The organism is Blastopirellula retiformator (genome assembly GCF_007859755.1).
Classification (GTDB): domain Bacteria; phylum Planctomycetota; class Planctomycetia; order Pirellulales; family Pirellulaceae; genus Blastopirellula; species Blastopirellula retiformator.
On record NZ_SJPF01000002.1, the window covers coordinates 142985 to 166943 of the forward strand.

21 protein-coding genes and 1 pseudogene are annotated in these 23959 nt (G+C 58.7%); 12 read left to right on the top strand and 10 right to left on the bottom strand.

Features of this window, described 5'->3' with window-relative positions; translation table 11 throughout:
* Positions 1-440: 440 nt before the first annotated feature.
* A pseudogene (locus tag Enr8_RS07980) lies at positions 441-1655 on the bottom strand (IS4 family transposase); the annotation flags it as partial.
* Positions 1656-1867: 212 nt separating this feature from the next.
* Between Enr8_RS07980 and Enr8_RS07985 the strand changes: the two are divergent.
* The 4 genes from Enr8_RS07985 (at position 1868) to Enr8_RS08000 (ending at position 4332) form a co-directional block, all read left to right on the top strand.
* Positions 1868-2281, top strand: coding sequence for a hypothetical protein (locus Enr8_RS07985; protein ID WP_146430247.1), 414 nt, complete (start codon positions 1868-1870; stop codon positions 2279-2281).
* A gap of 72 nt (positions 2282-2353) precedes the next feature.
* Positions 2354-2779 carry a hypothetical protein gene (locus tag Enr8_RS07990; protein ID WP_146430249.1) on the top strand — a complete coding sequence of 142 codons (426 nt, stop codon included), beginning with the start codon at positions 2354-2356 and terminating at the stop codon, positions 2777-2779.
* An 87-nt stretch (positions 2780-2866) separates the two neighbouring features.
* Positions 2867-4129, top strand: a complete 1263-nt coding sequence (locus tag Enr8_RS07995; protein WP_146430251.1) for a hypothetical protein — start codon at positions 2867-2869, stop codon at positions 4127-4129.
* On the top strand, positions 4126-4332 hold the full coding sequence (locus Enr8_RS08000) for a hypothetical protein (RefSeq protein ID WP_146430253.1): 207 nt from the start codon (positions 4126-4128) through the stop codon (positions 4330-4332). The genes Enr8_RS07995 and Enr8_RS08000 overlap by 4 nt, the downstream gene beginning before the upstream one ends.
* A 10-nt stretch (positions 4333-4342) precedes the next feature.
* Here the strand turns inward: Enr8_RS08000 and Enr8_RS08005 are convergent, their stop codons facing one another.
* Entirely contained in the window at positions 4343-4822 is a 480-nt protein-coding gene (locus Enr8_RS08005) for a hypothetical protein (protein ID WP_146430255.1), read from the bottom strand.
* 1969 nt (positions 4823-6791) lie between these two features.
* On the bottom strand, positions 6792-7298 hold the full coding sequence (locus Enr8_RS08010; protein WP_146430256.1) for a tRNA (cytidine(34)-2'-O)-methyltransferase: 507 nt from the start codon (positions 7296-7298) through the stop codon (positions 6792-6794).
* 460 nt (positions 7299-7758) lie between these two features.
* Here Enr8_RS08010 and ispG point away from each other — a divergent pair, with 460 nt between their 5' ends.
* On the top strand, positions 7759-8904 hold the full coding sequence (gene ispG / locus Enr8_RS08015) for a (E)-4-hydroxy-3-methylbut-2-enyl-diphosphate synthase (protein WP_146430258.1): 1146 nt from the start codon (positions 7759-7761) through the stop codon (positions 8902-8904).
* Positions 8905-8943: 39 nt separating this feature from the next.
* On the top strand, positions 8944-9744 hold the full coding sequence (locus Enr8_RS08020; protein WP_146430260.1) for a hypothetical protein: 801 nt from the start codon (positions 8944-8946) through the stop codon (positions 9742-9744).
* Here Enr8_RS08020 and Enr8_RS08025 read toward each other — a convergent pair.
* From Enr8_RS08025 to Enr8_RS08050, 6 genes are all read right to left on the bottom strand, one after another.
* Positions 9741-10730: a GNAT family N-acetyltransferase gene (locus tag Enr8_RS08025; protein WP_146430262.1), complete on the bottom strand. Its 990-nt coding sequence runs from the start codon at positions 10728-10730 to the stop codon at positions 9741-9743. The two genes, Enr8_RS08020 and Enr8_RS08025, sit on opposite strands and share 4 nt — an antisense overlap.
* A gap of 53 nt (positions 10731-10783) precedes the next feature.
* The gene (locus Enr8_RS08030; protein ID WP_146430264.1) at positions 10784-11101 is read right to left on the bottom strand and encodes a Rieske (2Fe-2S) protein; all 318 of its coding nucleotides are present in this window, start codon (positions 11099-11101) and stop codon (positions 10784-10786) included.
* Between the two features lie 33 nt (positions 11102-11134).
* Positions 11135-12094: a lysophospholipid acyltransferase family protein gene (locus Enr8_RS08035; protein ID WP_146430266.1), complete on the bottom strand. Its 960-nt coding sequence runs from the start codon at positions 12092-12094 to the stop codon at positions 11135-11137.
* 126 nt (positions 12095-12220) lie between these two features.
* Positions 12221-13300, bottom strand: a complete 1080-nt coding sequence (locus Enr8_RS08040) for a Gfo/Idh/MocA family protein (RefSeq protein ID WP_146430269.1) — start codon at positions 13298-13300, stop codon at positions 12221-12223.
* Between the two features lie 425 nt (positions 13301-13725).
* On the bottom strand, positions 13726-14520 hold the full coding sequence (locus Enr8_RS08045) for a hypothetical protein (protein WP_146430271.1): 795 nt from the start codon (positions 14518-14520) through the stop codon (positions 13726-13728).
* An 89-nt stretch (positions 14521-14609) separates the two neighbouring features.
* Positions 14610-15809, bottom strand: coding sequence for a vitamin K epoxide reductase family protein (locus Enr8_RS08050; protein ID WP_146430273.1), 1200 nt, complete (start codon positions 15807-15809; stop codon positions 14610-14612).
* 582 nt (positions 15810-16391) lie between these two features.
* Here Enr8_RS08050 and Enr8_RS08055 point away from each other — a divergent pair.
* The 6 genes from Enr8_RS08055 (at position 16392) to Enr8_RS08080 (ending at position 22175) form a co-directional block, all read left to right on the top strand.
* Complete coding sequence (locus Enr8_RS08055; protein WP_146430275.1) at positions 16392-16718, top strand: hypothetical protein; 327 nt, start codon at positions 16392-16394, stop codon at positions 16716-16718.
* Between the two features lie 222 nt (positions 16719-16940).
* Complete coding sequence (locus Enr8_RS08060) at positions 16941-18278, top strand: trypsin-like peptidase domain-containing protein (RefSeq protein WP_246119998.1); 1338 nt, start codon at positions 16941-16943, stop codon at positions 18276-18278.
* Between the two features lie 22 nt (positions 18279-18300).
* On the top strand, positions 18301-18633 hold the full coding sequence (locus Enr8_RS08065; RefSeq protein WP_146430277.1) for a DMT family transporter: 333 nt from the start codon (positions 18301-18303) through the stop codon (positions 18631-18633).
* A 1202-nt stretch (positions 18634-19835) separates the two neighbouring features.
* Entirely contained in the window at positions 19836-20873 is a 1038-nt protein-coding gene (locus tag Enr8_RS08070; protein WP_146430279.1) for a DUF1559 domain-containing protein, read from the top strand.
* 260 nt (positions 20874-21133) lie between these two features.
* A complete protein-coding gene (locus Enr8_RS08075; protein WP_146430281.1) occupies positions 21134-21604 on the top strand; it encodes a carboxypeptidase-like regulatory domain-containing protein in 471 nt (156 codons plus the stop codon).
* Positions 21605-21788: 184 nt separating this feature from the next.
* Positions 21789-22175 carry a hypothetical protein gene (locus Enr8_RS08080; RefSeq protein WP_146430283.1) on the top strand — a complete coding sequence of 129 codons (387 nt, stop codon included), beginning with the start codon at positions 21789-21791 and terminating at the stop codon, positions 22173-22175.
* Positions 22176-22254: 79 nt separating this feature from the next.
* On the opposite strand, the gene Enr8_RS08085 is transcribed toward Enr8_RS08080, so the two are convergent.
* On the bottom strand, positions 22255-23778 hold the full coding sequence (locus Enr8_RS08085) for a UDP-N-acetylmuramoyl-L-alanyl-D-glutamate--2,6-diaminopimelate ligase (RefSeq protein ID WP_146430285.1): 1524 nt from the start codon (positions 23776-23778) through the stop codon (positions 22255-22257).
* Positions 23779-23959 lie beyond the last annotated feature (181 nt).

The following is a 23959-nucleotide window of genomic DNA, read 5'->3' on the forward strand; positions in this document are numbered from 1 at the left end:
TGAATGGCAGGTTCCCCGACCAAACCAGGGGAAATAGGCCATGCAACGTCATGCAGGGGGCCTTGGGGGCGGTGGCTGTATAGCTATTTGGGGTTGCTCTGAAGGCAAGTAAAAAACTTCGTTTTTTTCTGCACGGGGCGCGGTAGCGAATCAGAGGCTCCTGTTTTCGTGCAAGACTGTCGGTTGGATCGCTCGGTTCTGAAACGTTTGCCCCACCGCCAGCGAGCCGCGAAGAGCTATGCTCTGAGCCTGGCGAGGTTGGAAAATGCCACGAGGGCAATACTGTTCGGCACGCCCAGTCGGCATAAACAGATTTGATCCCGCTTCGATCTCTTCACGCATTTTCGCCCCGCTGCTGGACCGTGCAAGCTGCCGTTCCATTTTCCACCTGCGCAGCATCAACCGAGAGACCGCTTCGACGGCGGACTCCTTACTGCCTGCTACGATTTTTTCTTCGCTGTCGCGGCGGCTTGCTTTCGGATCTTGGCGATGTGGGCCAGCATCTCCGCTTCGTTGGCCAGGCCGGTGAAGTAGTAGCCGATCATCTCGAACGTCCGTTTGCTNGGCTTGCCGCCGATCCACAGGTGGATCAACAGGCAGGCGATCATCGCGCAGTAAACCTGAATCTCGATNCCNTTTTTGCTGTGACTNATCAGNTGCGCGCCACCCATCAGTTGCTTGTAGAAGCGGAAGAAGATTTCGACCGTCCAGCGNTANGANTANANNATCGNNATNATTTCGGCNGGGGCGAACGGCATGTTCGTCGCGATTCGCAGCACGCCGTCGCTGCTGGGCGCCTTCGAACCTTTCACCTTGCCGCCAGTTCGATTTTTGTGCGGCGTGCACTTCACGCAGACAAGTCGAACCAGATGATCGGGGCGATCTTCCTTCTTGCTCGTCTTGCCAAGCAGAACGGTCTGATCGCTCAGCACGCCTGCGGCTCGATCGCCATCGGTCAGCGGATGTTCTTCGAGCACGTCGTACTTCGAGTTGTCGCGCAGGCGACAGAGATAGCTGCTGCCGCGCTGATCGATCGCGTTGAGCAGTTTGAACTTGGCGTAACCACGATCCATCGCATAAATCTTGTCCGCCTCCAGCGAACGCGCCAGCACCGCCCGCTCGTCGTTTTCGCCGCCGCCGTTAGGCGTCACGGTGATCGATTGCGGCGTGAAGCTGGCGACCTCGAAGTGCGTGTGCAGTCGCCAACGCACAACGGCCGAACCGGTCGTCTGCTTCAGCAGCGTCGCGGCCATGATCGACGGCAACGCGTTCACCACGCTACCGTCAACGGCGATGAGCCCCTGGGCGAACTTCGCCGCTTTGGCGTCGAGTTTTCCGGCTTGAACCTGCTCGGTCAGCAGTCCGATAATGGCTTTCAATCGTTCCGGATCGAACAGCCGAGCACTTTCGGAAAGCGAGCCAAGCGACGCTTTCTCGTTGCCAAGCTTCGCCTGAACCTTGGTCAGTTCGCTTGCCTGCGAAAGCGCTCGCAGACTAGAAATGCCGGGGTTCAAAACGTAAAGCAGCACCAGTAGACAATACTGATCGAAGTGCAGCGTGCGATTGCCAGCGGCATCGCGAGCTGTCCCCTCGTCATGAAGTTGGGCCATTAGCGGCCGCAGCTTGGCGAAGTACTTTAGGCCTTGCACACGGATCGGTTGCTGGTCGTCGGCGCTAGCAGGCGGGGTCGCCGATTTCCGTTTTTTTGAAGGCTTCCGCACGATAAAATGTCACTGCATCCAAGGTTGAAACCAAGCTTCGCCCTGCCAATGTGGCACGGCGAAATGGAATTAATTTGAATGCGCAAATGGCGTGCCGAACGGTATTGCCACGAGGGCATTTTTCAACAGGCAGCTAGGGAGATGCGATGTCGAAACCGGTTTTTAAGTTGACGCTCGTTCCGTTGATGTTGGCCGCTTTCTTCCTTTGCCCTGCCCTGGCCGTTTGTGATGGAGTGGGTAGCCTGACGATGGCGGGACAATGGACGCTAAATGGGGAGACTTGGATGGTCATGTGCCACTTCTCTGGCGACGACAACGCCTCGGATCACCTCCGCTCCAATGCGATCATCCTGTGCAAGCAGGGTGGCAGTACCAATCCGAATTTGATTTGCGGGGCCAAACGCGTGCAGGTGACCTTCGACGAGAAAAAAGGTATCAGGACTCTTTGTTTTGAGAGTCCTTCGCTTTCTTCGGCCTGCCGTGGGGGCGGAGGGTGGAATCTAGGTTCACGCGGCGAGCGGTTGATTGGTCCAGTCGGAGTCGCCGACCGGGAGGAATAAAGAGTCCTGACACCTTTTATCTCTCCAAAGAATGGCGAAATATTTTCATGCCTCACTTAGGACGTTAGAGTAATGCGACTAGAAGATCGGATGTACCAGGGAACCGATATTGAGAAAGTGATCGAGAACGCATCGCATCCACAATGGCATCTTGACAAAGCCCATGCCATTTACGAACTGGCGTTAAGGGCGTTGGACGATACTTCTTTACTGGCCCCGGCTTGGAGTTGTATCGGCAAAGAGATTATCTTTGTTACCCGTCAAGGGCCACCACTCGGTCTGCCCGCAGCGACGGTTCTGATCGATGCCGGCAAGGATACCATCGAGAAGGCTTTGGCGGATGAAATGAACAGTTGGTCAATGGAACAACAGCGGGACTTCTTCTTTGGAGTTGTTGAGAAACCGGACCGTCGTGCATTATTAGATCGCTTAGTCAGTTCTTATGGTTACCAACCCAAGATTCGAGTGGATGAAAACGGAGGCGTTGAGGCTCTTTAGCTCCGTTTCCCGTATTTTCTTTGTACGGCGGTAGAACCAATTGTAACCGTCCGCCGAACCCCGTCCTGTGCAAAAAGTAAACTCGCAATGCTGGGCGAAAAGCTTGCCAAGGAATTTGGGACACGCCATGGTACCCGGGCCCTGGAAAAACTAGCCCAAGCGGGAAGCTGGGGCTGGCAGGTCGACGTCAGTGGAACTACAGGCGGAAAATCAGGCGATTTCATCGACACGACAAAACGCCAAATCCGCGTTCCCTTCGCGACAGCGAATAAGCTGACGCGTGGAAAGTCCAACAGTGCCTCGATCATGAAGCGGTACGAGCTCAGCTTGGAAGAAAAAGCCGATCAACTAGCGGAGCTTGTCGACCATCAGGAAATCACGCAGTACAACACCGGCTTCGACGAAGGAAACTCATCCGTCATGGCAGCTGCCTGGGACGCCTTTGCCGACCACCCAGGGGCTCAGATCGCTGGAGGGGTCGTTATTGTTGTGGTGGCCGTAGCGACGCTACCACTATCAGGGCCAATTGCTATAAGCACTGCGGCTACCTTTTCGATAACAGGTGCTGCACAAGCAGCCGTCGTGGTTGGTGCAGGCTACACGGTCGTCCGAGCTGTCGATGAAGGGGTCAAAGATGCCGGACGCTGGACGGGCCATTTTGACAATGATACATTGACTCCAATCACCTACGTGATTGCCCAGGGGACAGGCGATGAGCTTGCGCAAGACATTGTCCTTTCGGCTGACATTTCAGTGGCGACGGTTGAGATTACTACCGGAATTGCCGGAGGGATTGCGGCAGCGAGGGCTAGTTCAAGAATTGCCCCAACAAGTAATCCACTTGCCGCAGCTGCAAGATCAGGCACGGCAAAACCATTGTCGCTAAATGCCGAACGTGCCAAGGCACAACTTCTCCACTCTTTGCGTGCCGCCGACACAGTAGAGTCACGGGCCACTGCGGCGTTGATTAAACGAGGCAAGATCAGAATCAGTATCTCAAGCAATGAAAAGTTCATTCAACTACCGGGTGGTGGGAGGTTCCGTGTGGGTGGCGAGTACATTCCCGGCACAAACCGCATTCGGCTTTATAGAGGTGGCATCGGCTCAGCGGAGCGAGCAGCCGGTATCGTTGTCCATGAGTCCAAGCATTTTTTGCAGAAGGCCGGGACGACACTGAACCCGTATCATCGGGGACTTGAGTTTGAAGCGTATATGTGGCAAATCCAAACAGACAGAGGTATGGGCTGGATGGGGCAGAATGAGATTTGGAATCACATAAACACGAACTACCCCTATGTTCCTTCTCCGCCGTCAAACTGGAATCCGAATCTCGGAGGTGGAATCCGATGACAGACTTACAACCGTTTGAAACCGATCTTGTTTATTGTCCGAATTGCGATGAAGATCGCTTTACTGGTGAGTTTGACTTCGTTGGTTTAGTAGAGGAGTTGGGTAACATTCCCCGCTTTCGCTGCAAGAAGTGTGGTAAGGAATTCGAGACGCTTCCACCAAACGTCATCCCTAAACGCCCAGAAGTACCACCGAGCAAATAGTGTTAGTCGATCATGGCTTCTGCATCACGATCTTCGCAGGCTGAGCCGGTTTGAATGGCTGAAAGCGTGCCGGTTCAGCAGGCTTCCACGGCTTGAACACCGGCACGCCTGACGGCGGCGGCTTTGGCTTCTGCTTCAAGCTCTTGTTGAACGCTGAATCCTTCGGCAACGGGTTCGCTGGTGACATCCCCTTGAGTCTGCCATCGCTACCCAGCAACAGCCCTTCGCACTGCTTCTGCCGTTCTCTCAGCCATTCGTGAAACGTCTTCATGCCAGTATCTATGGCGATGGCTGACGGCTTTCCCGTGCGTGCGTGAGCGGTCTGCTTGAGCATAAAGAAAAAACAACCGGTGAAGGAAACATGAGGGCCGGGGCGACCACCTTGGCTGTCAGATTTTTCTTCTGGAATTGTTCGATTCCAACTTTTGTAACGGCAACTGCTCTGACGCCAGCGGTCAGCATCAACAAAAAGATCATCAGCCATCAGCACCACTTTGCTCTCCCAAACCCCTGCGAGCAAACGAACAAAGTCCCGGCACCATCATCAGTCCAACGCTGCGAGCAAAGCGTGCAAACGAGCAAAGCCTACCGACACCCTTTGCTCGTTCGCTCGCAGGAAGAATGGCAGAAAAAAACGGTTTTTGTGATCGGTCAGTTGCTCTCAACCATTTCCCCGCCATTCGATAGAATGATCGCATGGGACGATCACGGCGGTTGCAAACGGCGTGGTCAAGCAAACCGGGGTGGCTGTTGATGTGTTGGGATAAAAAAGGTGTCAGGACTCTTTGTTTTCAGCAGGCGCCACCTTCTTCGGCCTGCCGCGGGGGCGGAGGGTGGTTTCTAGGTTCAGGCGGCGGGCGGTTGATTGGGGCCAGTCGGAGTCGCCGAAGGGGAGGAATAAAGAGTCCTGACACCTTTTCTCCCACGGCAGAGCCTGGATTCAAGACCATATTGAATCGCCCTCAGGAAGTCAAAAGAATCGCCGTGGTCCTATGCTTCCCGCTCTGTTTCGTCATTCGCTCCTTCGACATTCGTCATTCCCTATACCCCCTCTTTTTGCTTGCCAGATTGGTCCGATTTCTGGTATAAATATGTTCAGGCATGCCGTAGGTTGACACCTGCGCGTGATTTGCACTTGTTTGCCTTTCACCGACCCCGTGGAGACGGGGAGTGATCTTGCCGTCGGGTGACTTTGCTCCTGGGCTTTTGAGCCTGAGATTGGGAGGGGAGCAAACGTAAGCCTAACGAAGCGACCAGTCACCTGCGATTTCGCCGGGCGTTAACTGGCTGGGTCTTCGTTGCCTGTCTGCTTTACGCGTCGCCATTGGGGACGTTGTTTGTTTTGGCGTACGCGCGGTGTGAGTCAGGCGAGACTGGGAAGCGTTTCTGGCAGAGATCGCCGGGCGAAATGAAAGTGCTGTAGTGGGAAGACTTTGCGTCGATTTCTGGTGAGCGGCGAGCTGGGGAGCAAAAAAAAGTGTGCGATCCAGTCCACTACGTTGGAAAAAAACGCAACGGTCCGGTCCGGTCGTTGTGAAGAGAAATCCGGGGTACGGTGCGTCGGGATGCACCGAGAGCCTGCCGTTGCGTCTTGCGATACCTTCGCGTGCTAACGCAATGGAGCGGGTGATTGCGTTGCCACGCGAGTTTGGGAAACGGCCGATGGGGCAGGTTCGTGGTGCGTCTTGACGCACCCCACCGAAGAAAAAACGTCACGGTCCGGTCCAGTTCCATGTTAGCCCGAGTGCGCCAGCCAAGGGAAAGCGGCCGCCATCAGCCAGCGGTCTTCACATCGGAAAAAAACAAACAGGCCAGTCCGGTCGACAGCCCCAAGGGGGCGAACTAAAGCAGCCCGGGGTGGAGTCGCCCTGGCGACGTAGCCCCGGGGTAACGGCCAGCCAATCGCGAAAGCCCTGAAGGGGCGCGCTAACGGAGTCACGGCAGCGGCGGAAAAAAACGTTGCGGTCCAGTCCAGTTCGGCAAACGAACTCGAGGCGCGAGCCGAGGGAATGTGGTGACCATCACCCAGCGGTCCGCAAAAAAATAAACAGTCCAGTCCAGTCTGTCCTGCGTCGACAGAAAGCGTGAGCCATGTTCGGTTTAGATCGCCCCTGTGGGGCTTTCCACTCGGTGGTGACGGTGAACCCAGGGCTGCGTCGCCAGGGGGCGACTCCACCCAGGGCTACTTTAGATCGCCCCCTTGGGACTGAAGAAAAAACAACACGGTCCAGTCCAGTTCGGCAAACGAACTCGAGTGCGCCAGCCGAGGGAAAGCGGCCGCCATCACCCAGCGGTTCGCACAAAAAAAACGAACAGCCTCAGTCCAGTTTGCGTTGCCGAAGTCGATGGCGGGGACGGGCCCAAGAGTGGATTGCCCAAATTACCAGACCTATGGCAACGCGGAGGTGGCGAAAAAAACGAAACCTGTGGTCCAGTTTTCGCCCGGAAGGGGCACACCCTTAGCCAACTGGCGATTCACCGATTGGCAACGTTGCCTGGCCGGCCAGGGTCAGTTGGCGGACCGCTTCGTAGGCGACCGTTGCGGCGGTGGCCGACAGGTTCAGACTGCGGACTTCGGTACGCATCGGGACCGAGATATTGTTGTCGGGCGTTTCGGCCAGCAACTCTGGCGGTAGGCCTTTCGACTCGGCGCCCAGGACGATCGCATCTGCCAACTGGAAGTCGACCGTGGTGTAAGAACGTTTGGCGGTTTTGGTGAGGTAGTAGAAACGCGTATCCGGCAGGCGCTGGCGGAGGTGATTCCAATCGTCGACCACTTCCCACTCCAGGTGCTGCCAATAGTCCATCCCGGCCCGCTTCAGCTCGCGATCGTTGACGAGAAACCCGAGCGGTTTGACCAACCACAACTTGGCCCCGATCGCCACACAAGTGCGGCCGATGTTGCCGGTGTTGGGGGGGATTTCGGGATTGTGGAGCACGATATGGAGCAGCGGCGAGTATTTCAACGGATTACGTTTTTCGGCGAACTTTGGAGGTTTCCAGGTAGTGGGGGGAACGTCTTTGTTATTTTGTCGCGCTAAAGACAACTTCGCTAGGCGGCTCGTCACGATAGATGGTGGGCCTTCGTTTTCCTGGTCCGCCTAACAGTCCGTCGAGAAAATCAACGGACTGCTAGGCACGGCAATTGCTAGTTCCTGGCATGAGTCAAGATCGACCGACACTTCGATTTTTTTGCTCTTCGCCGGAGTCCCGACCATGTTGAAGCAATACCCCATGCTCGTCGAAACGCTGCTGTTGGCGCCGTTCAGATGCTGTTCACGTTTTAGTTGCGGGCGATTTGCCCTGAAGATGCTCCCGTTTCGGCTTGCCTCTGGTAGATCGGGCCGAAAAATGGTGATGTTGCCAAAACTGTTGCGGTACAAGAGAATACGAGCAGTTTAGACTTCGTCGCAGGAGACTTTTTCGGTGCAAATTCAGCGAAATCCGACTCGCCGGGTCGCGATTGGTTCGATCGCCATCGGCGATGGCAATCCGATTGCCGTGCAAAGCATGACCGCCACCAAGACGCAGGATGTCGACGCCACCGTCGGACAGGTTCGGGCGCTTGAAGCGGCGGGCGCCGATGTGGTGCGGATTGCGGTCGACAGTAAGAAAGACGCCGAGGCGCTGGCCGAGATTCGCAAGCAGACGTCGGCCAACCTGTCGGTCGACCTGCAGGAAAACTATCGCCTGGCCGAGCTGGTCGCCCCGCATGTCGACAAAGTTCGCTACAACCCAGGGCACCTCTACCACCACGAGCGGACCAAGCCGTGGAAGGAAAAGGTCGAGTACCTGGTCGGCGTCGCCAAAGAGAGCGACTGTGCGATGCGGATCGGAGTGAACTGCGGTAGCGTCGATCCCGACAAGCTGGCGATGTACGACCCCGAAGATTCGATCACGCCGATGCTGGAAAGCGCCTTGGAGCATTGCGATCATCTTGATTCGCTCGACTTCCATCGCTTCTGCGTATCGCTGAAAGACTCGGACCCGCAAAAGGTGATTGAGGTCAACAAACGGTTTGCCGAGCGTCGGCCCGATGTGCCGCTGCACCTTGGCGTGACCGAAGCCGGCATGCCGCCGGATGGGATCATCAAAACGCGGATCGCCTTTGAACAACTGATCAGCCGCGGCATCGGCGATACGATTCGCGTTTCGCTTACCGTCCCCAACCCGCGCAAGCCAGAAGAGATCGCCGCGGGACGCGGCATCCTGGAAGACATCGCCGCCGGGCGAGTGCGGAGCGTCGTCGACTTCGGCCTGAACACGCTCAACATCATTAGCTGCCCCAGCTGCTCGCGGGTCGAGAACGAAGCGTTCGTCGAGCTGGCCGAGCAGGTTCGCGACATGACGCAGTACGCCAAAGAGCATGACGTCACGATCGCCGTGATGGGGTGCCGCGTTAACGGACCGGGCGAAACCGACGACGCCGACCTGGGACTTTGGTGCGGGCCGAACTTCGTCAACTTGAAGCGCGGCGGCGAAGAGCTGGGCGCGTTTCCGTACGACGAGATCCTGGGCAAGCTGAAACACGAACTGGACGCGTTGATCGCGACGCGAGTCGGGGCGAACTAACGCACCCTCGATTCGCACGACTGGGAAGGGAAGCCAGAGGTGACGAGCGGTTGGATTCTACGGCTGATGCTGCTGACCGCTTTGGGCGGATTGCCTGGCTGCGCCCTCTGGAGTCGAACGCCGACGCAAAGTTCGCTGGTGATGCCGACGATCTCGGACGGCAACCTGGTGATCATCGCCGACTTCCCGCTACCTTCCGATGAAGCGGCGCGAAAGCAAGTGGAGTCGCTTCGCGGCGATTTGGCGCAGACGCTGCAAGTGCCCATGGAAGACGTGCCGATTCAGGTTCACTTGTACCGCAACGTGGACGACTACCGAGCGGTGATGGCGCAGCGGTTTCCGCAGCTGACTGGGCGCCGGGCCGCGTTCATCCATGACGCCAGCGGCACGCACATTTACGCCCACTGGTCGGACCAAGTGGTGACCGACCTGCGGCATGAGTTGACGCACGCGTACCTGTACGAGAACGTCGGGACGTTGCCGCTGTGGCTGGACGAAGGGTTGGCCGAATACTTTGAGACGCCGCCGCAACCCGGGCGGATAAATCCCGAGCATTTGCCGACGTTGACCGCGGCGCTGCAAAGCGGCGGTTGGCGGCCGAATCTCGATCGCCTGGCGACGCTTGATCGGCCCGAGACGATGACGCAGCTCGACTATGCCGAAGCCTGGCTTTGGACGCACTACTTGATGTCGGGCCCGCATCGCGGTTTGGTCACCGCGCGACTGGCCGCCGAGAGCCGTCAAGAGTTGGTCGATCCGATTTCGCTGCAGATCCGGCATGGCAATCCGAACGTCGAGCTGGCCGCGACGCAGTACCTGACTACGATCTCGCAGCGCTAGAGCGTCTTGGCCATCCGAATCGATTGATAGACTTCGTCAAAGCCAAGCGTTCGCAGCGTCGCGTAGGCGCCGAGATCTTGCTTGTCGACCTGGGTTTCGATGCGGGCGACGCCGGTCTCGGCCAACTGCCGCAGCCCTTCGCCCAGCAAGTAGCCTGACTTCGCTTGATCGCCGTTCTCGCGGGTTTCGACCGAGACGAGCGCGGCGGCGTGAACGCCCCACAGTTGACTGTAATGAGGCAAGTCGATGAAGGTGGCGATGGCGGCGGCGTCTGGTTTTTGTTTCGGGATTAGCTCGAACTGCGAGCGTTCAAAATGCATGTAGATGCACGAATGCAGCCAATCGAGCGGCGGTGGGCTGAAGTTCGCTTCGACCGAATAAGCGCGGCGGATCTGCATCATCTCGCGACTGACCGAAGGCCGGAAGCCGCGAATGTTGGCCCGCATCGCCCAGTACTCGCCGACCGACTGATAACCGCGTCCCTCAAGCAATGTGCGGAGGATTTCAAACGTTGACGGCACGCCCAGATTGTGCGATCCGCCAGCCAAGCCAAAGTAGAACGGGCCCAGCGGCGGAGCGCCGCCGGCGACCAGCTGCGCGGCGCCCGACTCGCGCGCGACCGCTTCGGCCTGATCGAGCAGCGCGGCGCTGACGATCTCGTAGTTGGCGTGACCGGCGACGATCATCATTGAGAGGACCGCGTCATCGGCGACGGCGGCGTCCGGCGAGAAATCGCGCCCCAGTGCGACATGCGCCATCCCGGCGACTTGATCTTGGTCGACCGCGATCAGCAGCGTTTCGGGACGGAAGTAAGGCTTGGCGAAGACGTACGTTTCTAGCGAGCCGACCGTCATGGGTTGCGCGAGGTGAGCGCCCAGTGGTTGGCTGTTCCAGATTTCCGCCAGTTTCGGCGGATCGGAGTTGAGAAAGCGGCGGACTTCGATCAAGGGGGCGCGGCAGTAAAGGAATGTGGTTGGGGTATGCACTCAGGCTACCCGATCGCGGACCTGCGCAACAGATGTCGCACCAAGAAGCTGCGTTATGTGCCAGGGACTTCCATATCGATGAAAAGCTCGTCGCCACGACGCTCGATCGGAAAAGTTTGCTGGCGGATTTCGCTCAGCTCGTGTTTGCCGGTGGTGACGTCGTACTGCCAGCCGTGCCAGGGGCACGTAACGACCTTGCCGCAAGTTGCTCCTTTGGCGACCGGGCCCCCCTGATGCGCGCAGATGCCATCCATCGCGAAGAACTGATCTTCGACGCGGTAGAGGCCGATGATGCGTTGGGCGATTACCAGTTCCAGGCCGCAATCGGCGGGAACATCATCAACGTGTGCGGCGCGAACCCAGTTAGGCATACAGATACGTCAGCAGCGAAAGGTGTGAGAAAACTAAGCGGCGCGGCGAACATCGGCGGTCTCGGCGACCGGGGCCGCGACCGGCTTTTTCTTCCGCTTCGCGGGGCGATCGTCGCGCCAGCGATTGTGGATCCACCAGTATTGTTCGGGATGGCGGCGGATCATCGCTTCGAGCTGCTGATTGTACCACATCGCCAACTCCTTCACCCCCAGTTGGGGATCGGCGGTGGCGGGGTCGTAGATCGCTTCGATCCCCATTTCGAACTGCATCGGTTTGCCAGTGCGGCGGAAGTAGCTGAGCACTAGCGGCGCCCCGCTGCCCATCGAGAACAACGAGATCGCTTTGTGGCACGAAGCGGGGCGACCCATGAACTCCACCCAGCAACCCTTCGGCCCCGCGTTTTGATCACAGAGCAAACCGAGCGTGCCGCCTGACTGCAAAACGTGTTCGATGAAGGGAGCGCTCCCTTGCTTCGGCAAGATGAACTGCCCAGTGGCGCCGCGAAAGCGCTGCACGAAATCGTGTAGGAATTTGTTGTCGAGTGGTCGGGCGACCGTGTAGGTCGGAAAGCCGAGGATGCCGGCGCAATAGCCCATCATCTCGAAGTTGCCGAAGTGGCCGAGCAAGATGACGACCGGGCGATCCGACAGCAAGTGGCGAATCTGATCGTCGGCGTTTTTCAGATCAACGTAGTGCCGCCAGTTGGTGTCGTGGATCTTGCGCGGAGCGTGGGCGATTTCGCACACCATCAGCAGCAGGTGCCGCCAGGTTCTGCGGGCCAGCTTTTTCCGCTCGGCCGGCGTCATCTCGGGGAATGCATGCTGCAGGTTCGAGTCGAGTAGTTTGCCGCGAACCTCTAGCACGTCGCTGATCAGCCAGGCCAGAAACTGAGCCGCAGCCGCGCAGCGATCGAGCGGAATCGCTTGGACGACGCAAATCGTCAAACGAACCGCGACGTAAACCAGATAATCGATTACGAGCTTTAGACTCACCGTCGCTTCCCTGCTTGGTGCTATCAATCCGGCGGTATTGTGCCGAGAAACGCGTAAAAGGAAAAGGGCAGTTTTACCATCGGCGGTAAAACTGCCCTTTCTGAAAGGAGTTGCGCTTCGCCGGGGCTATTTCTTCCGAGCCTTCAAAACCGGGTCCGATTTCAGCGGCAAGGGGACCGATTTTCCGGTTTCGGCCGCTTTGTAGATCGCCAGGATTACCTCAACCGCCCGGCGGCCTTCGGGGCCGTTGATCAGCGGCTCGCGGTCTTTCTTGATCGCGTCGACAAAATCCTTGAACTGAGCCGTGTGCCCATGGTGGCCGATCGCCTTCGGATCAGCCGCCCCGCCGCCGGTGTTGGTTTTGCCCGCCAGACGTTCTTGGATCGCCTGATCCTTCTTGGTCATCTTGGCAAATTCCCACTTCTTCAGGTCTTCCTCTTCCATGATCGCCGATCCGGCCGAGCCGCTGATTTCGATCCGCTTGAGGAAGCCGGGATACGAGGCGGTCGACGCTTGGATCACGCCCAGGGCGCCGCTATTGAACTTCAGCGAAGCGACGGCGACGTCTTCGACTTCGATCCGCTCGTGAGCCAGCAGCGACGTGTAGGCCGAGATCTCTTCGACGTCTCCCATCAACCAGCAGAGCAAGTCGACGCTATGAATCGCTTGGTTCATCAAGGCGCCGCCGCCATCCAAAGCCCACGTACCGCGCCACGCGCCGCTGTCGTAATACTCTTGGGTGCGGAACCATTTGACGTAGGCGTCTCCCATCGTCAACGTGCCGAAACGCCCGGCCGTAATCGCCTTTTTCAGTTCGACCGACGGGCCGTGGAAGCGAGACGGAAAGATCGTCGAGAGCTTGACGCCGGCCTTTTCGCACTCGCCGATCAGCTTGTCGCACCGCTTCAAGGTGATTTCGAGCGGCTTCTCGATGATTACGTGTTTGCCGGCGCGGGCCGCGGCGACGCCGGGCTCCATATGGGCGCCGCTGGGCGTGCAGACCGAAACGACGTCGACGGCCGGGTCGGCCAGCATTTCGTCCAGATCGGTGTAGGCGGTGCAACCATGATTGGCGCCGAATTCGGAGGCCCGTTCTTCATTGCGCGAGAAGCAGGCGACCAGTTTGGCGCCACGCAGATCCGCAATAGCGCGAGCGTGGAAATCGGCGATCATTCCACAACCGACGATGGCAAAGCCGAGCGACATCGTGTCGTCCTTTCTAGGCAGGATGAGAGTCTTTACGCGGGGAAAGTCGCCCATTATAGACGCTTCGCCGCAACGTAGTACCCGACCGCCGCCTGCGAAGAACTGAAAAAAGTGGCGCAGACACGCGATTGGCGATTCGCTATTTATTGCCCCGCTCGATCGCTGACGAGGTTTGCGGCGAGCAACTTAGCTCGAATTTTGGAAAGGCTCGTCGTACCTCGCAAGTTTGCGGGAACGAGCGAGAGCCCCCCTCCTGGGTCGAAGCTGCTTTGATGTCGGAGACCGCGGCTAACTGGGTCGGCCGCGCCGACATTGGCTTCACGGCGAGCCTTCTTAGGCCCCTGGATCTTGCTTCCCACAAGCTCCAGGGGCTGGATATATCGCAGGGCGAGAATCGTTTGGTTCTCGCCCTGTTTTGTTTCTTGCTAACTCTCTCTCCGCCGCAGCCCCCGCCAGCCCAGATAACACAACGCCCCCTGCCCTGCTCCGAGCCAAACAAACAACAGCGTCAACCCAAGGGCCGCCAGGTTGATCCAAATTAGCGCCTCTTTTTCGTAGTAATCGAGCGCCGCTTCTATCTCGTGCAGCGCATTCTTAATCTGTTCGATTCGCCCGTCGATCAGGCTCAGCGTCGCCGTCACGCGTAGCGCCAGCTTGGCGATTTGCTGCTGGGCGTCCTGCTCCATGTTTTCATCGCCAATCTCGGCGACGCGCTCGCTAAGTGTGCGGGCCACTTCCAGGCCTTCGCTCAATCGCGTTTTGATCTCCTCCGCTTCGCTCAGCATTTGCTCGGCATGTTCGACATCGACGTTCAGACCCAGGGAACGACCAACCTGTAGCCCCTGCTGCATTGTCTGGGCTGATTGCTCCGGCAGCGCCAGGAACTGCTCGGCTTTGTCGAGTTCGACCAGCAGCGTCTGGGCCTTCTCCTGCAGGTGAAGTATGGACGCGGCTTGCTCGGTCGCCTTTTCCGCGGCCCAGTCTTTGACGGTCTCTTCCACTTCGTCGTTCGTGATCTTCAGCGATTGAACTCGCTGGTCAAGCTTGACGACCTGCTCTCGGGCGCCTTTTAGTAAGTTGTCGCCAACGCCGAAGACCGCCAACGTGGCGTCGAACAAGCGAGAACTGGCGCTCCAAACGCCGATGATCGCCACGATGCAAGCGATCGCGCCGATCGTTCCCATAATCAGCGCGATGACGGAAAGTATGCGTCTGGCCATAGTGCGCCCCCGATGCGTCTTGACGTACGGCTGTTGTGTTACCAGTGTACGACATCGGTGACGATTTTACTCGCAGGATTTCGGCGCCGTCACTTCTTCGGCGGCGGGCCGAAGTCGATTGCAAACGGGCCCATGATCTCTTGCAGACGCGAGAACGCCCCTTCCGAGATCTGCGTCTTGCCGATGATTGCCGGCATCAGGCCGAATAGTTGATTGTCGCGAGTCGGATCGGCCAGGCGGAGCGCTTCGTTGATATAGCCGGCCGGGGCGTCGTCGTTGATCAGCTCGTCGACAAACTCTTTGCCATACTTCTGATCAAGGTAGGCGAGCGCTTCTTCCTGATTCTTGAAGTCGTCGCCTTCGAAGCACCAGTGGTGGAACTCGGCGAAGTCCTCGGGCTTGGTGCGCCACAGGTTAATTGCCAAGTACGCCAACTGGCAGGCGCTTTCATGTTCCGGCAGCGTTTCCGGCACGTAGGCGTTGCAGTTGTGCGACAAAGGGAGCGGCATCACGATCACCGCCAGCTTGCCGTCGTACTTCTCGCGGGCCTGATCCAGGAAGCGGCTCGCATCGCGACAATACTCACACGTATAGTCCATCACATCGATGACGACGAACTCCGCGTCCGGATCGCCGATGATCGGCCAGGCGTGGGTATCCAGCTCGACTGCGCCGCCGGCGAACAAGACCGGCCGCGACTTTTCGATCTCGTCTTGGTCGGGCGACTTCAGCCGCAGCTCGACTTCGGCGACGTGCTGTTGCTCGACCGTCGCATTGCGGGGACCGGCCGGCTCGGGCATGGCGACCTGACCGAAGATCAAGAGCACCAATCCCAAAAAGCTAACGACCCCGGCCTGCGTCGCCTGGCGAATGGCCGGCGGAAAGGCTACCCACGCCAACACCGCACCCACCAGCGAACAAGCGTGCGCGGCCATGCAGAACGGGCAGTACTTCCCCAGCATGCCGGCTTGAACGCCAATAAACCAGATGGCCGAAACCGCCGCCAACGTCATCAGCGCCAACACCCACTGTTCCCCCTGCCGCCGGCTCTCTTCCGGAATCGGCGCGAAGGTGAACGCCAAGATGCCCAAAGCCGACGCATAGATCGCAAACCCGACGACGCTAACCGGCAGCGTGAACCACTTCGACCATTCGCTATTCAAAACGTCATGGCACGAAGAGTTAAACCCGCAGCCGGCGACCGGCGAAGCGGTTAGGCTGGCATAGGTTAAGTAGCCGCACAGACCCAGGCCGGCGACAAGGATGACCGTCAAAACGGAACGTAGCATAGCTAGATCAGGGGTGAAGACTCAGGAAAATGCTCCGTACTATTGTAGTTGCTAATATTGCCCATTTCCGGGCCGCCGCCGGGCGAAGCAATCAATTCTGCCGCGATTAACCGTCAAACTACCGCCAATGGGGCCCAATTTCCGAGAGTTGGCGGTCATCGCTCGAACGACTCGCGTGAATGCGTTGCTGTCGGCGATAGCAGGTTTCTCGTCCGGCAGGCCTCTACCAGGAAGCTGGAAAAATGGGCCGACTTTGCCGATTTCGGCGAAGTTGACGCTGCCAGCGGGTCGATGAATAACGCCAGGGTACATTGCGCCTCGTGGATGGGATCAATGAAAGCAAGCTGGCGCCATCTTGGATTCGTCTTTATCGCAACGCAAGCCGTTGGTTGTTTCGGCGTGCGATATCGTGATACGATTGGACTGCCGACTTGCGATCCGACCTGCCAAACCGAGACGACTGCTTCGGCTGGGGCCGTTGGTCACCAGCCAGATCATCAACTGATTGGCTACGACCAACCGATGATCCCGCCACGACCGAAATTCCATCCGGTGCCAACCCGGCCCGCATTCGCGCCTCGTGTGCAATACTCTCCGCCGCAACTCATCCAGACGCCGGCGCTCGTTAAAGTGCCGAACGAAGCGTCGCCGATTCCGCTTGAGCCGACGCCGGCTCTGATGCCGATTCCGGAAGGATCGGTCCCGCTCGAGACCTGCCCGCCGATCCAAATGGCGCCGCCGGCCGAGCCCATCTCGAAGCAGCCGCCGCAGCCGCTGCCGCAACCAAGCGTTCCGGCCAAGCCGATCATCGCCCCTCTTCCGCGACCGCTTCGTTTCGATGGTGCGCTCGATCAGCCCGAAATGATCCAGCCGATTCGTGGCGTATGGCGTACCAAACCGTCGTCGTAAGCTCTAGCTATTCATCAAGTTTTGCGCCGCCGCGCAGTAATTGCGCGCGATGCTAGCGAATGCGTTGTCAAGTTAGGTTGAGTCTGCGGGCTAGAGGTCGATCGATCAAGCGTCTTACGTCGCTAATCCGATGAAAGTTTCACGCCTAATTGCCTGCACCTTTGCGCAGGCCGGGCACTTTCCAGCCGACTTCGACTCGACTCACGGAACGACGAGACCCTTATGCGTCACCCTGCCTCGCGTCATCTCTTGACCTTGTTCGTTCTGATCTGCGTCGCGTCCAGTATGGCTGCTGGCCAGGCGAGCGGAACGGAACTCCGCATGACGCCGATCGTCAAAGCGGTTCAAGGGGTGAAAGAGTCGATCGTGAACATTCACGGTCATAAGACGATCTCGACCGCCAGCGCGATTGGCGACGCTCCCCGCCAGGTGAACGGCATGGGAACCGGCGTCATCGTCGACGAGCGTGGCTATATCATTACCAATCAGCATGTGGTCGAAGGGGTTCGCCGAATTCAGGTGACCCTGCACGAAGGGACCACCTACATCGCTCAGCTGATCGCCTTTGACGAAAAGACCGACCTGGCCCTGATCAAGATCGACGCCGAAAAGCCGCTGCCGGTCGTCACCACCGGCACTTCCAGCGACCTGATGCCCGGCGAAACGGTCATCGCGGTCGGCAACGCCTATGGCTATGAGAATTCGGTCACCCGCGGCATCATCAGCGCCTTGCACCGCACCGTGCAGGTCAGCGACACGCAAAAGTACTACGATCTGATTCAAACCGACGCCAGCATCAACCCGGGCAACAGCGGCGGTCCGCTGCTGAATATCGACGGCGAGATGATCGGCATCAATGTCGCCGTCCGCGTCGGCGCCCAGGGGATCGGTTTTGCGATCCCGGCCGATACCGTGATGGACGTCGCGTCGCAGCTGATGTCGATTCAGCGGCTTGACGCTCACTGGCACGGCATCGTGGGCGAAACCAAGTACGTCGACGGCGTCGCCAGCTTCCATGTGAAGTCGGTCGAGCCGAACAGCCCTGCTTCCCTCTCCGGCGTGCAAGCCGGCGACGTGGTCACCCAGATCGGCGACGTGCAGGTCTGCCGCATGCTCGACATTGAGCGAGCCTTGCTCGATCGCGAAACGGGCGAAGAAGTCGCCTTCAAGGTGTCGCGCGGCGAAGGAGACGAGAAGTCGATGTCGCTGGTTATGCAAGGACATGGCGCCGGCGGCAACTATGTCGACGCCGCGTGGGAGCTGCTCGGCATTCGCGTGCAAATGGTGCCGACCGACGAGTTCCGCTCGCACAACTCGCGCTATCGCGGCGGCCTTCGCATCACCGCGGTCAAGGCTTACAGCCCGGCCGCTCGCCAGCAGATTCGCGTCGGCGACGTGTTGGTCGGCATGCACGAGTGGGAAACGATCTCGGTCGACAACCTGGAGTACATCCTGAAGAGCGACGTGATCGCCCAGAAGCAGCCGATCAAGTTCTATATCCTGCGGGATAACGAAACCTTCTACGGCAACATCGCGGTCGCCAACTACCGCGTTCGCTAGGAATTTCGCCCGGGGACATGACATGATGCAACCTTGGGTCTTTTTGGCTGGCGCCATCCTGCTGGAAGTCGCCGGCACGACGTCGATGAAACTATCAGAAGGGTTCACGCGTCCCTTGCCGTCGCTGCTGCTGTTTTTCTTCTACGCCGGTTCGTTCACGTCGCTCACTTTCGCGCTGAACAAGATCGACGTCAGCCACGCCTACGCCATCTGGTCAGGCGTCGGCACCGCCCTGATCGCGGTGATCGGCATATGCTTCTTCCGCGAAACCTTCTCGCCGTTCAAGTTGGCCAGCATCCTGCTGATCATCTGCGGCGTGGTTGGTTTGAATATGTGTGGCGCCGAGGGGAAGTAGCGGCGCCCCGCCAATCCGACCTGACCCCCTTGGCGGGAGTGAGGACCGGACCGGACGCTTCAAGTTTTTCGCAGCGGAACGTGGGCTGGACTGGGGCGTTTCGTTTTTTCTTCGGGGCGGTGGCGCATGGCGGCCACATTCCCTCGGCTTGCGCACTCGGGCTACGATGGAATCGGACACTGGACTGGACCGATTCATTTTTTTCTTCAGCCCTGAAGGGGCGGCGCTAAAGTAGCCCAGGGGCGTAGTCGCCATCAGGCGACGCAGCCCTGGGTAACGGTCAACCACGAATTGCCAAGCCCCAAGGGGGCGATCTAAATGGAATCTGGCGCGCGGGTTACGACGTTTTCGCGTGACTGGACCGGACCGTTTCGTTTTTTTGCGTGGTGAAGTGGACTCGACGCGATCGTTTTTTTCTCCGGTGGATCTATCCATAGCTCGCCGCTTGGTTAGCGTCCAAATTGAAGGTGGACTGGACCGTTGCGTTTTTTCTTCGAGCCGCTGATGAATGGCGGCCACATTCCCTCGGCTTGCGCACTCGGGCTACGATGAAATCGAACTGGACTGGACCGTTTCGTTTTTTTTGCGCGGTGAAGTGGACTCGACTCGATCGTTTTTTTCTCCGGTGGATCTATCCATCGCTCGCCGCTTGGTTAGCGTCCAAATTGAAGGTGGACTGGACCGCTCGATCGATTTTTGGGGTCGGTCGTCCAATGGTGAAGCTCGGCGCATTCCGCGATCGCCACCGGCTTTCACGGCGCGTCTCGGTAGACCGACGATCGGACCGCAATCGACCAAAATTCCGTGCGCTTTGTCAAGCATTTCTGGCCTATCGCGCCCCCCCCCGGATCGGCGATTCGTTGGCGCAGCGGTTTACGCTGTCGACCTGAGCGACCGCTTTTCTAATTTGGGCGACGCCACTACGGATTTCAGCGTAGTTCTAAACGCCGGTCCAGCACGGGGAGGATCGTTGGCGTAAAGGGAGAAGAATTGGGAATTGCGGGGGGAATATAGTTCCTTGGTGCGCCAAGGAGAAGGGATGGAGGCCGTAGTCGGACGTTGAGCACCCTTAATGCCTAAATTCTGTTTGAGATATGCCCTATGTCTGGTAAGATGGTTTCGTTCGATAAGGATCTAAGGACTCCTGAAAATAAATAATTTGCCATCTCTCTTCTTCCTTTTTGCTAACAAGAGGCCTCCTCATGCGTCGATCTCGCTCTGCCTTTACCCTGGTCGAATTGTTGGTGGTCATCGCGATCATCGGCGTTTTGATCGCGCTACTCTTGCCGGCTGTACAGCAAGCCCGCGAGGCGGCACGTCGCATGCAATGCTCGAACAACTTCAAGCAGTTGGGTTTGGCGCTGCACAATTACCACGACACCTATGGCGACTTCGTGCCGCGGGCAACAGGGACGACCAGCGGATCGACGCATAACTATGGCCGTTTGAACGGCTTGATTCCGTTGCTTCCGTTTCTTGAGCAGACGGCGATGTTCAACCAGATCGCCGCGGGCGATGGCACGAAGCCGCCGTATGGCGGCTATACGTGGGAATCGTGGGGACCTTGGGACGTTGCTCCGCAGATGTTTCACTGCCCGTCGGACAACTTCAGCGGAACGTTGACCAACCACTTCAACTACCGATTCAGCTTGGGCGATTCGATGTTGAGCGTGCGGGATGCGACCAAGGTTCGCGGGATGTTCGCCAAGCGTGATGGAACGTCGTTCCGGGATATCGTCGACGGCAGCAGCAACACGATCGCCATGAGCGAACGAAAGGTCAACCAATACAATCTCGGCGAACGAACGGGACAGATTTTGGTTACCGAAGGGGTGGTTACCGGCGTCAGCAGCCTGAGCACGAGCCCGATCAACTGCCTGGGCGAATCGGATGGGCGCTACTATCTGTCGGCGGCCGATGTGAAGGGACGCGGCGGCTGGTGGCTGGCCGATGGTCAGGCCGAACGGGCCGGTTTTACGACCGTCTTGCCGCCGAATTCGCCCGCTTGCGTCGAGGGAACCAACGGCAGCGGCGACAGTACGACAATCGCGATTTCGCCGACCAGCAATCATCCCGGCGGCGTGCTGACGCTGCGTGCGGATGGTTCGAGCCACTTTGTCGCCGAGACCATCGACACCGGCGACCTGAGCCAGCCGGAAGTGACCGGCGGCCCTAGCAACTACGGCGTCTGGGGCGCGCTGGGCAGCAAGGCAGGCGGCGAAGTGCTAAGCGACAACTAAACTGCCTGTTGAAAAATATGCCCTCGTGGCATTTTCCAACCTCGCCAGGCTCAGAGCATAGCTCTTCGCGGCTCGCAATATAACGACTTCCGTCGCTATTTTGGGATCGCATCCCTGCGATCCAGCAGCCCGTTGAGAAAATCAACGGACTGCTAAGCGGCGCTTCCTCAGTTTGCCGATTGAACCCTCCAGCCCAGTCGTCGCCAGAAGGGCGACGGCTGGACTTTTCCTTTCTCGATCTCTCTTGCCAGGCCCGCACCATGTCGAACTTCCCTCCTGCCTTCCGCTCGCTCGCTGTGAGCGGTCTTCTTGTTTGCCTTGTCGCTTTGACCGGATGTAGCGGCAGTGATCTGCCTGCCGACGCCGGCGCGGTCGAAGGAACCGTGACCTACGAAGGTCAAAAGGTAGATGGCGCCATCGTCATCTTCCGATCCGAGGATGGCTTTTCCGCCGTTGGTAAAACGAACGCCGAAGGTCTCTACAAGCTCAGTTCCACCCAGATCCCAGGCGGCGCCAAGGTCGGCAGTTACACGATCACCGTCGACAAGCGAGCCGCGACGACCGGAGTCTCGTTGACGGAGGATGACCCCAACTATCGGCCGAACCAACAGCAGTCGTCGCAGGCGGCCAAACGTCTGTTGCCCGAGAAGTACGCCCGACCCCAGACGACCGATCTCAAGGCGGAAGTGGTCGCGGGCAATAATGTCGTCGACTTGGATCTGACCAAGTAGGCTGGAGTTTCTTTTCCGATTGCCATCGGCTTCCGCCGGTTTCTATCTGGCAAAGATCGGGCAGAGAAGGCGGCTTGTCGTTTACCTATCGCCATCTATAAAGCCAGAATCCGGCATCAAGAAACGAGTAACGCCGAATCGTTTGGCGTCCGTTTTGGGGATGAGCGAGTAGACGAGGGAATCGATGATCGCAACGTGGATCGCGCGCGCCTTTTTGGCGCTCGTTGGGAGCCTGTATGTGGGGCTCGGCATCTGGTGCGCGGTCGCGCCGGAAAAAACTTCCAAGATGGTCGGCTTTGGCCTGCAGCCAGGCGCAGGACAGTCCGAATTTTTGACCGTCTATGGCGGTCTGGAGGTGGGGTTGGGGCTGCTCTTCCTGTGGCCGCTCTATCGCAACGGAGACGTTGAGTTTCCGCTGACGGCCTGCGTGATCGTGCATGGCGCGCTGGTGCTTTTCCGCTCGATCGGTTTTTTTACCTACAGCGGGTTCTCGCCGATGACCTACAACCTGGCGGTGTCGGAATGGGCGATTTTTCTGCTGGCGGTTGGGCTGTTTTTCTGGAAGCGATGACGCCCACTTGCAGGGCAGGCCGTGGCGGCCGAATGCGAGTGGTCGCCACCGGCAGGCACGGCCTGCCCTACCCCGTCGATCATCCGCGAGGGAACTTCAGCAGGACCGGACCTTCGTCGATCGGCTCTTCTTCGTTCATCTCTTGGTAGAGCCAGGCCTGGGCAATTTCGACATCGTCCAGCGGCAGCTCTTCTTCTCGCAACGTTTGTAGATTCGGTGCGCCACGACCGGCGATCAGGACGGTGTCGCCGGTTTGAGCTTCGCCCAGCGCCCATTGGATGGCGGCGGTGCGATCGGGCATCACGTGAGCGCGAGCCGGCCGTTCGTAACCGTCGAGGACGTCATGGACGTCTTCCAGCGAACCGCGGCCGCTGATCGACGAACTGGTGATCAGCGACAGATCGGCGCCACGCTCGGCGACGCGTCCCAACAGCGGGCGTTTGCCAGGATCGTCGTGCCCATCGCTGCCGAAGACGCAAATCAAGCGGCCATGCGTGACGCGGCGAAGCGATTTGAGCGCCATCGCCAAGGCGTCCGGCGTATCGGCCTGATCGACGAAGACGCCGAACGGCTGACCACATTCGATCCGCTGCATCCGGCCGGGGATGGATTCGACTCGTTCCAAGCCGCGGACGACCGTCTTTAGATCAACGCCGTAAACCAGCCCGACCGCCGCGGCGACCAGGCAGTTGTAGACGTGATGATCGCCGATCATCCGGGTGCAGACCGGCACCGTTTCGTCGCCGGCCGACAGCAGGAAGGTTTGTTCGCTTTTGTGCCGCTCGACGATGCTGGCGGTGATTTCTCCGGCGCCATGCAGCGCGACCGACAGAGCCGGCGTTTCGATTTGCGAAAGCAGTTTCTCGCAAGCGGCGTCGTCGGCGTTGACGACCGCGAAACCGGTTTCTCGCAAGCGGCCGAGAATCTTCTTTTTGGCGCGATGATAGTTGGTGACCGAGCCATGCACGTCGAGGTGATCGTTACGCAGGTTGGTGATCGCGACCGCGTCCAGTTCAATACCGTCAAGCCGATCGCGCGATAGCGCTTCGCTGGAAGCTTCGACCACGGCGTGCGTGCAGCCGTTGTATTCCATGCGAGACAGCAAGTCGGCCAGGATCGCGGCGCTCGGCGTGTCGCAATCCCACGGCTGACGGTCATAGCCGTTGTCGTAACCCAGGGAAGAAGACATGCCGACGGTGGCGCCGGCGGTTTCCATGATTGATTGAATCAAGCGGCAGACGGTCGTTTTGCCGTTGGTGCCGGTGACGCCGATGACCCGCATCCGTTTCGAGGGATCGCCGGCCAAGGCCTGGCAGATCTGGGCGTAGGCCGATTGGCTGTTTTCAACGATGCAGACCGGCACGCTGGTCGGCAAGGCTCGCTCGGCCAGAATCGCCGAGGCGCCGTTGGCGGTCGCTTCTTCGACGAAATCGTGCCCGTCCTGGTGGGGGCCGACCATCGCGACAAAGAGTTCGTCAGGCAGACAAAACTTGGAATTCGCCGCACAAGAGCGGACGACGATGTCCTCGGCGCCCATGATTTTGGCTTCCGGCAATAACCGGCGAAGCGATACCGCGGACGTTGGCTGCGTGGACAAAGTCATATTCGGCCTCCTTGCCTGCTGCGACTTTGATCGAAGTGGGACGTGCTATCGGAATCCGTTCCAACAGAAACTACGTCGCCGCGGCCGAGATGTTCTCTCGTTGCGAATCTTTTCGCCAGCGAGCGTTGCGGCCGTTTCGATTTCCCAAGAATGTTTCCCAAAACGGCTCAAGAGTCAACCC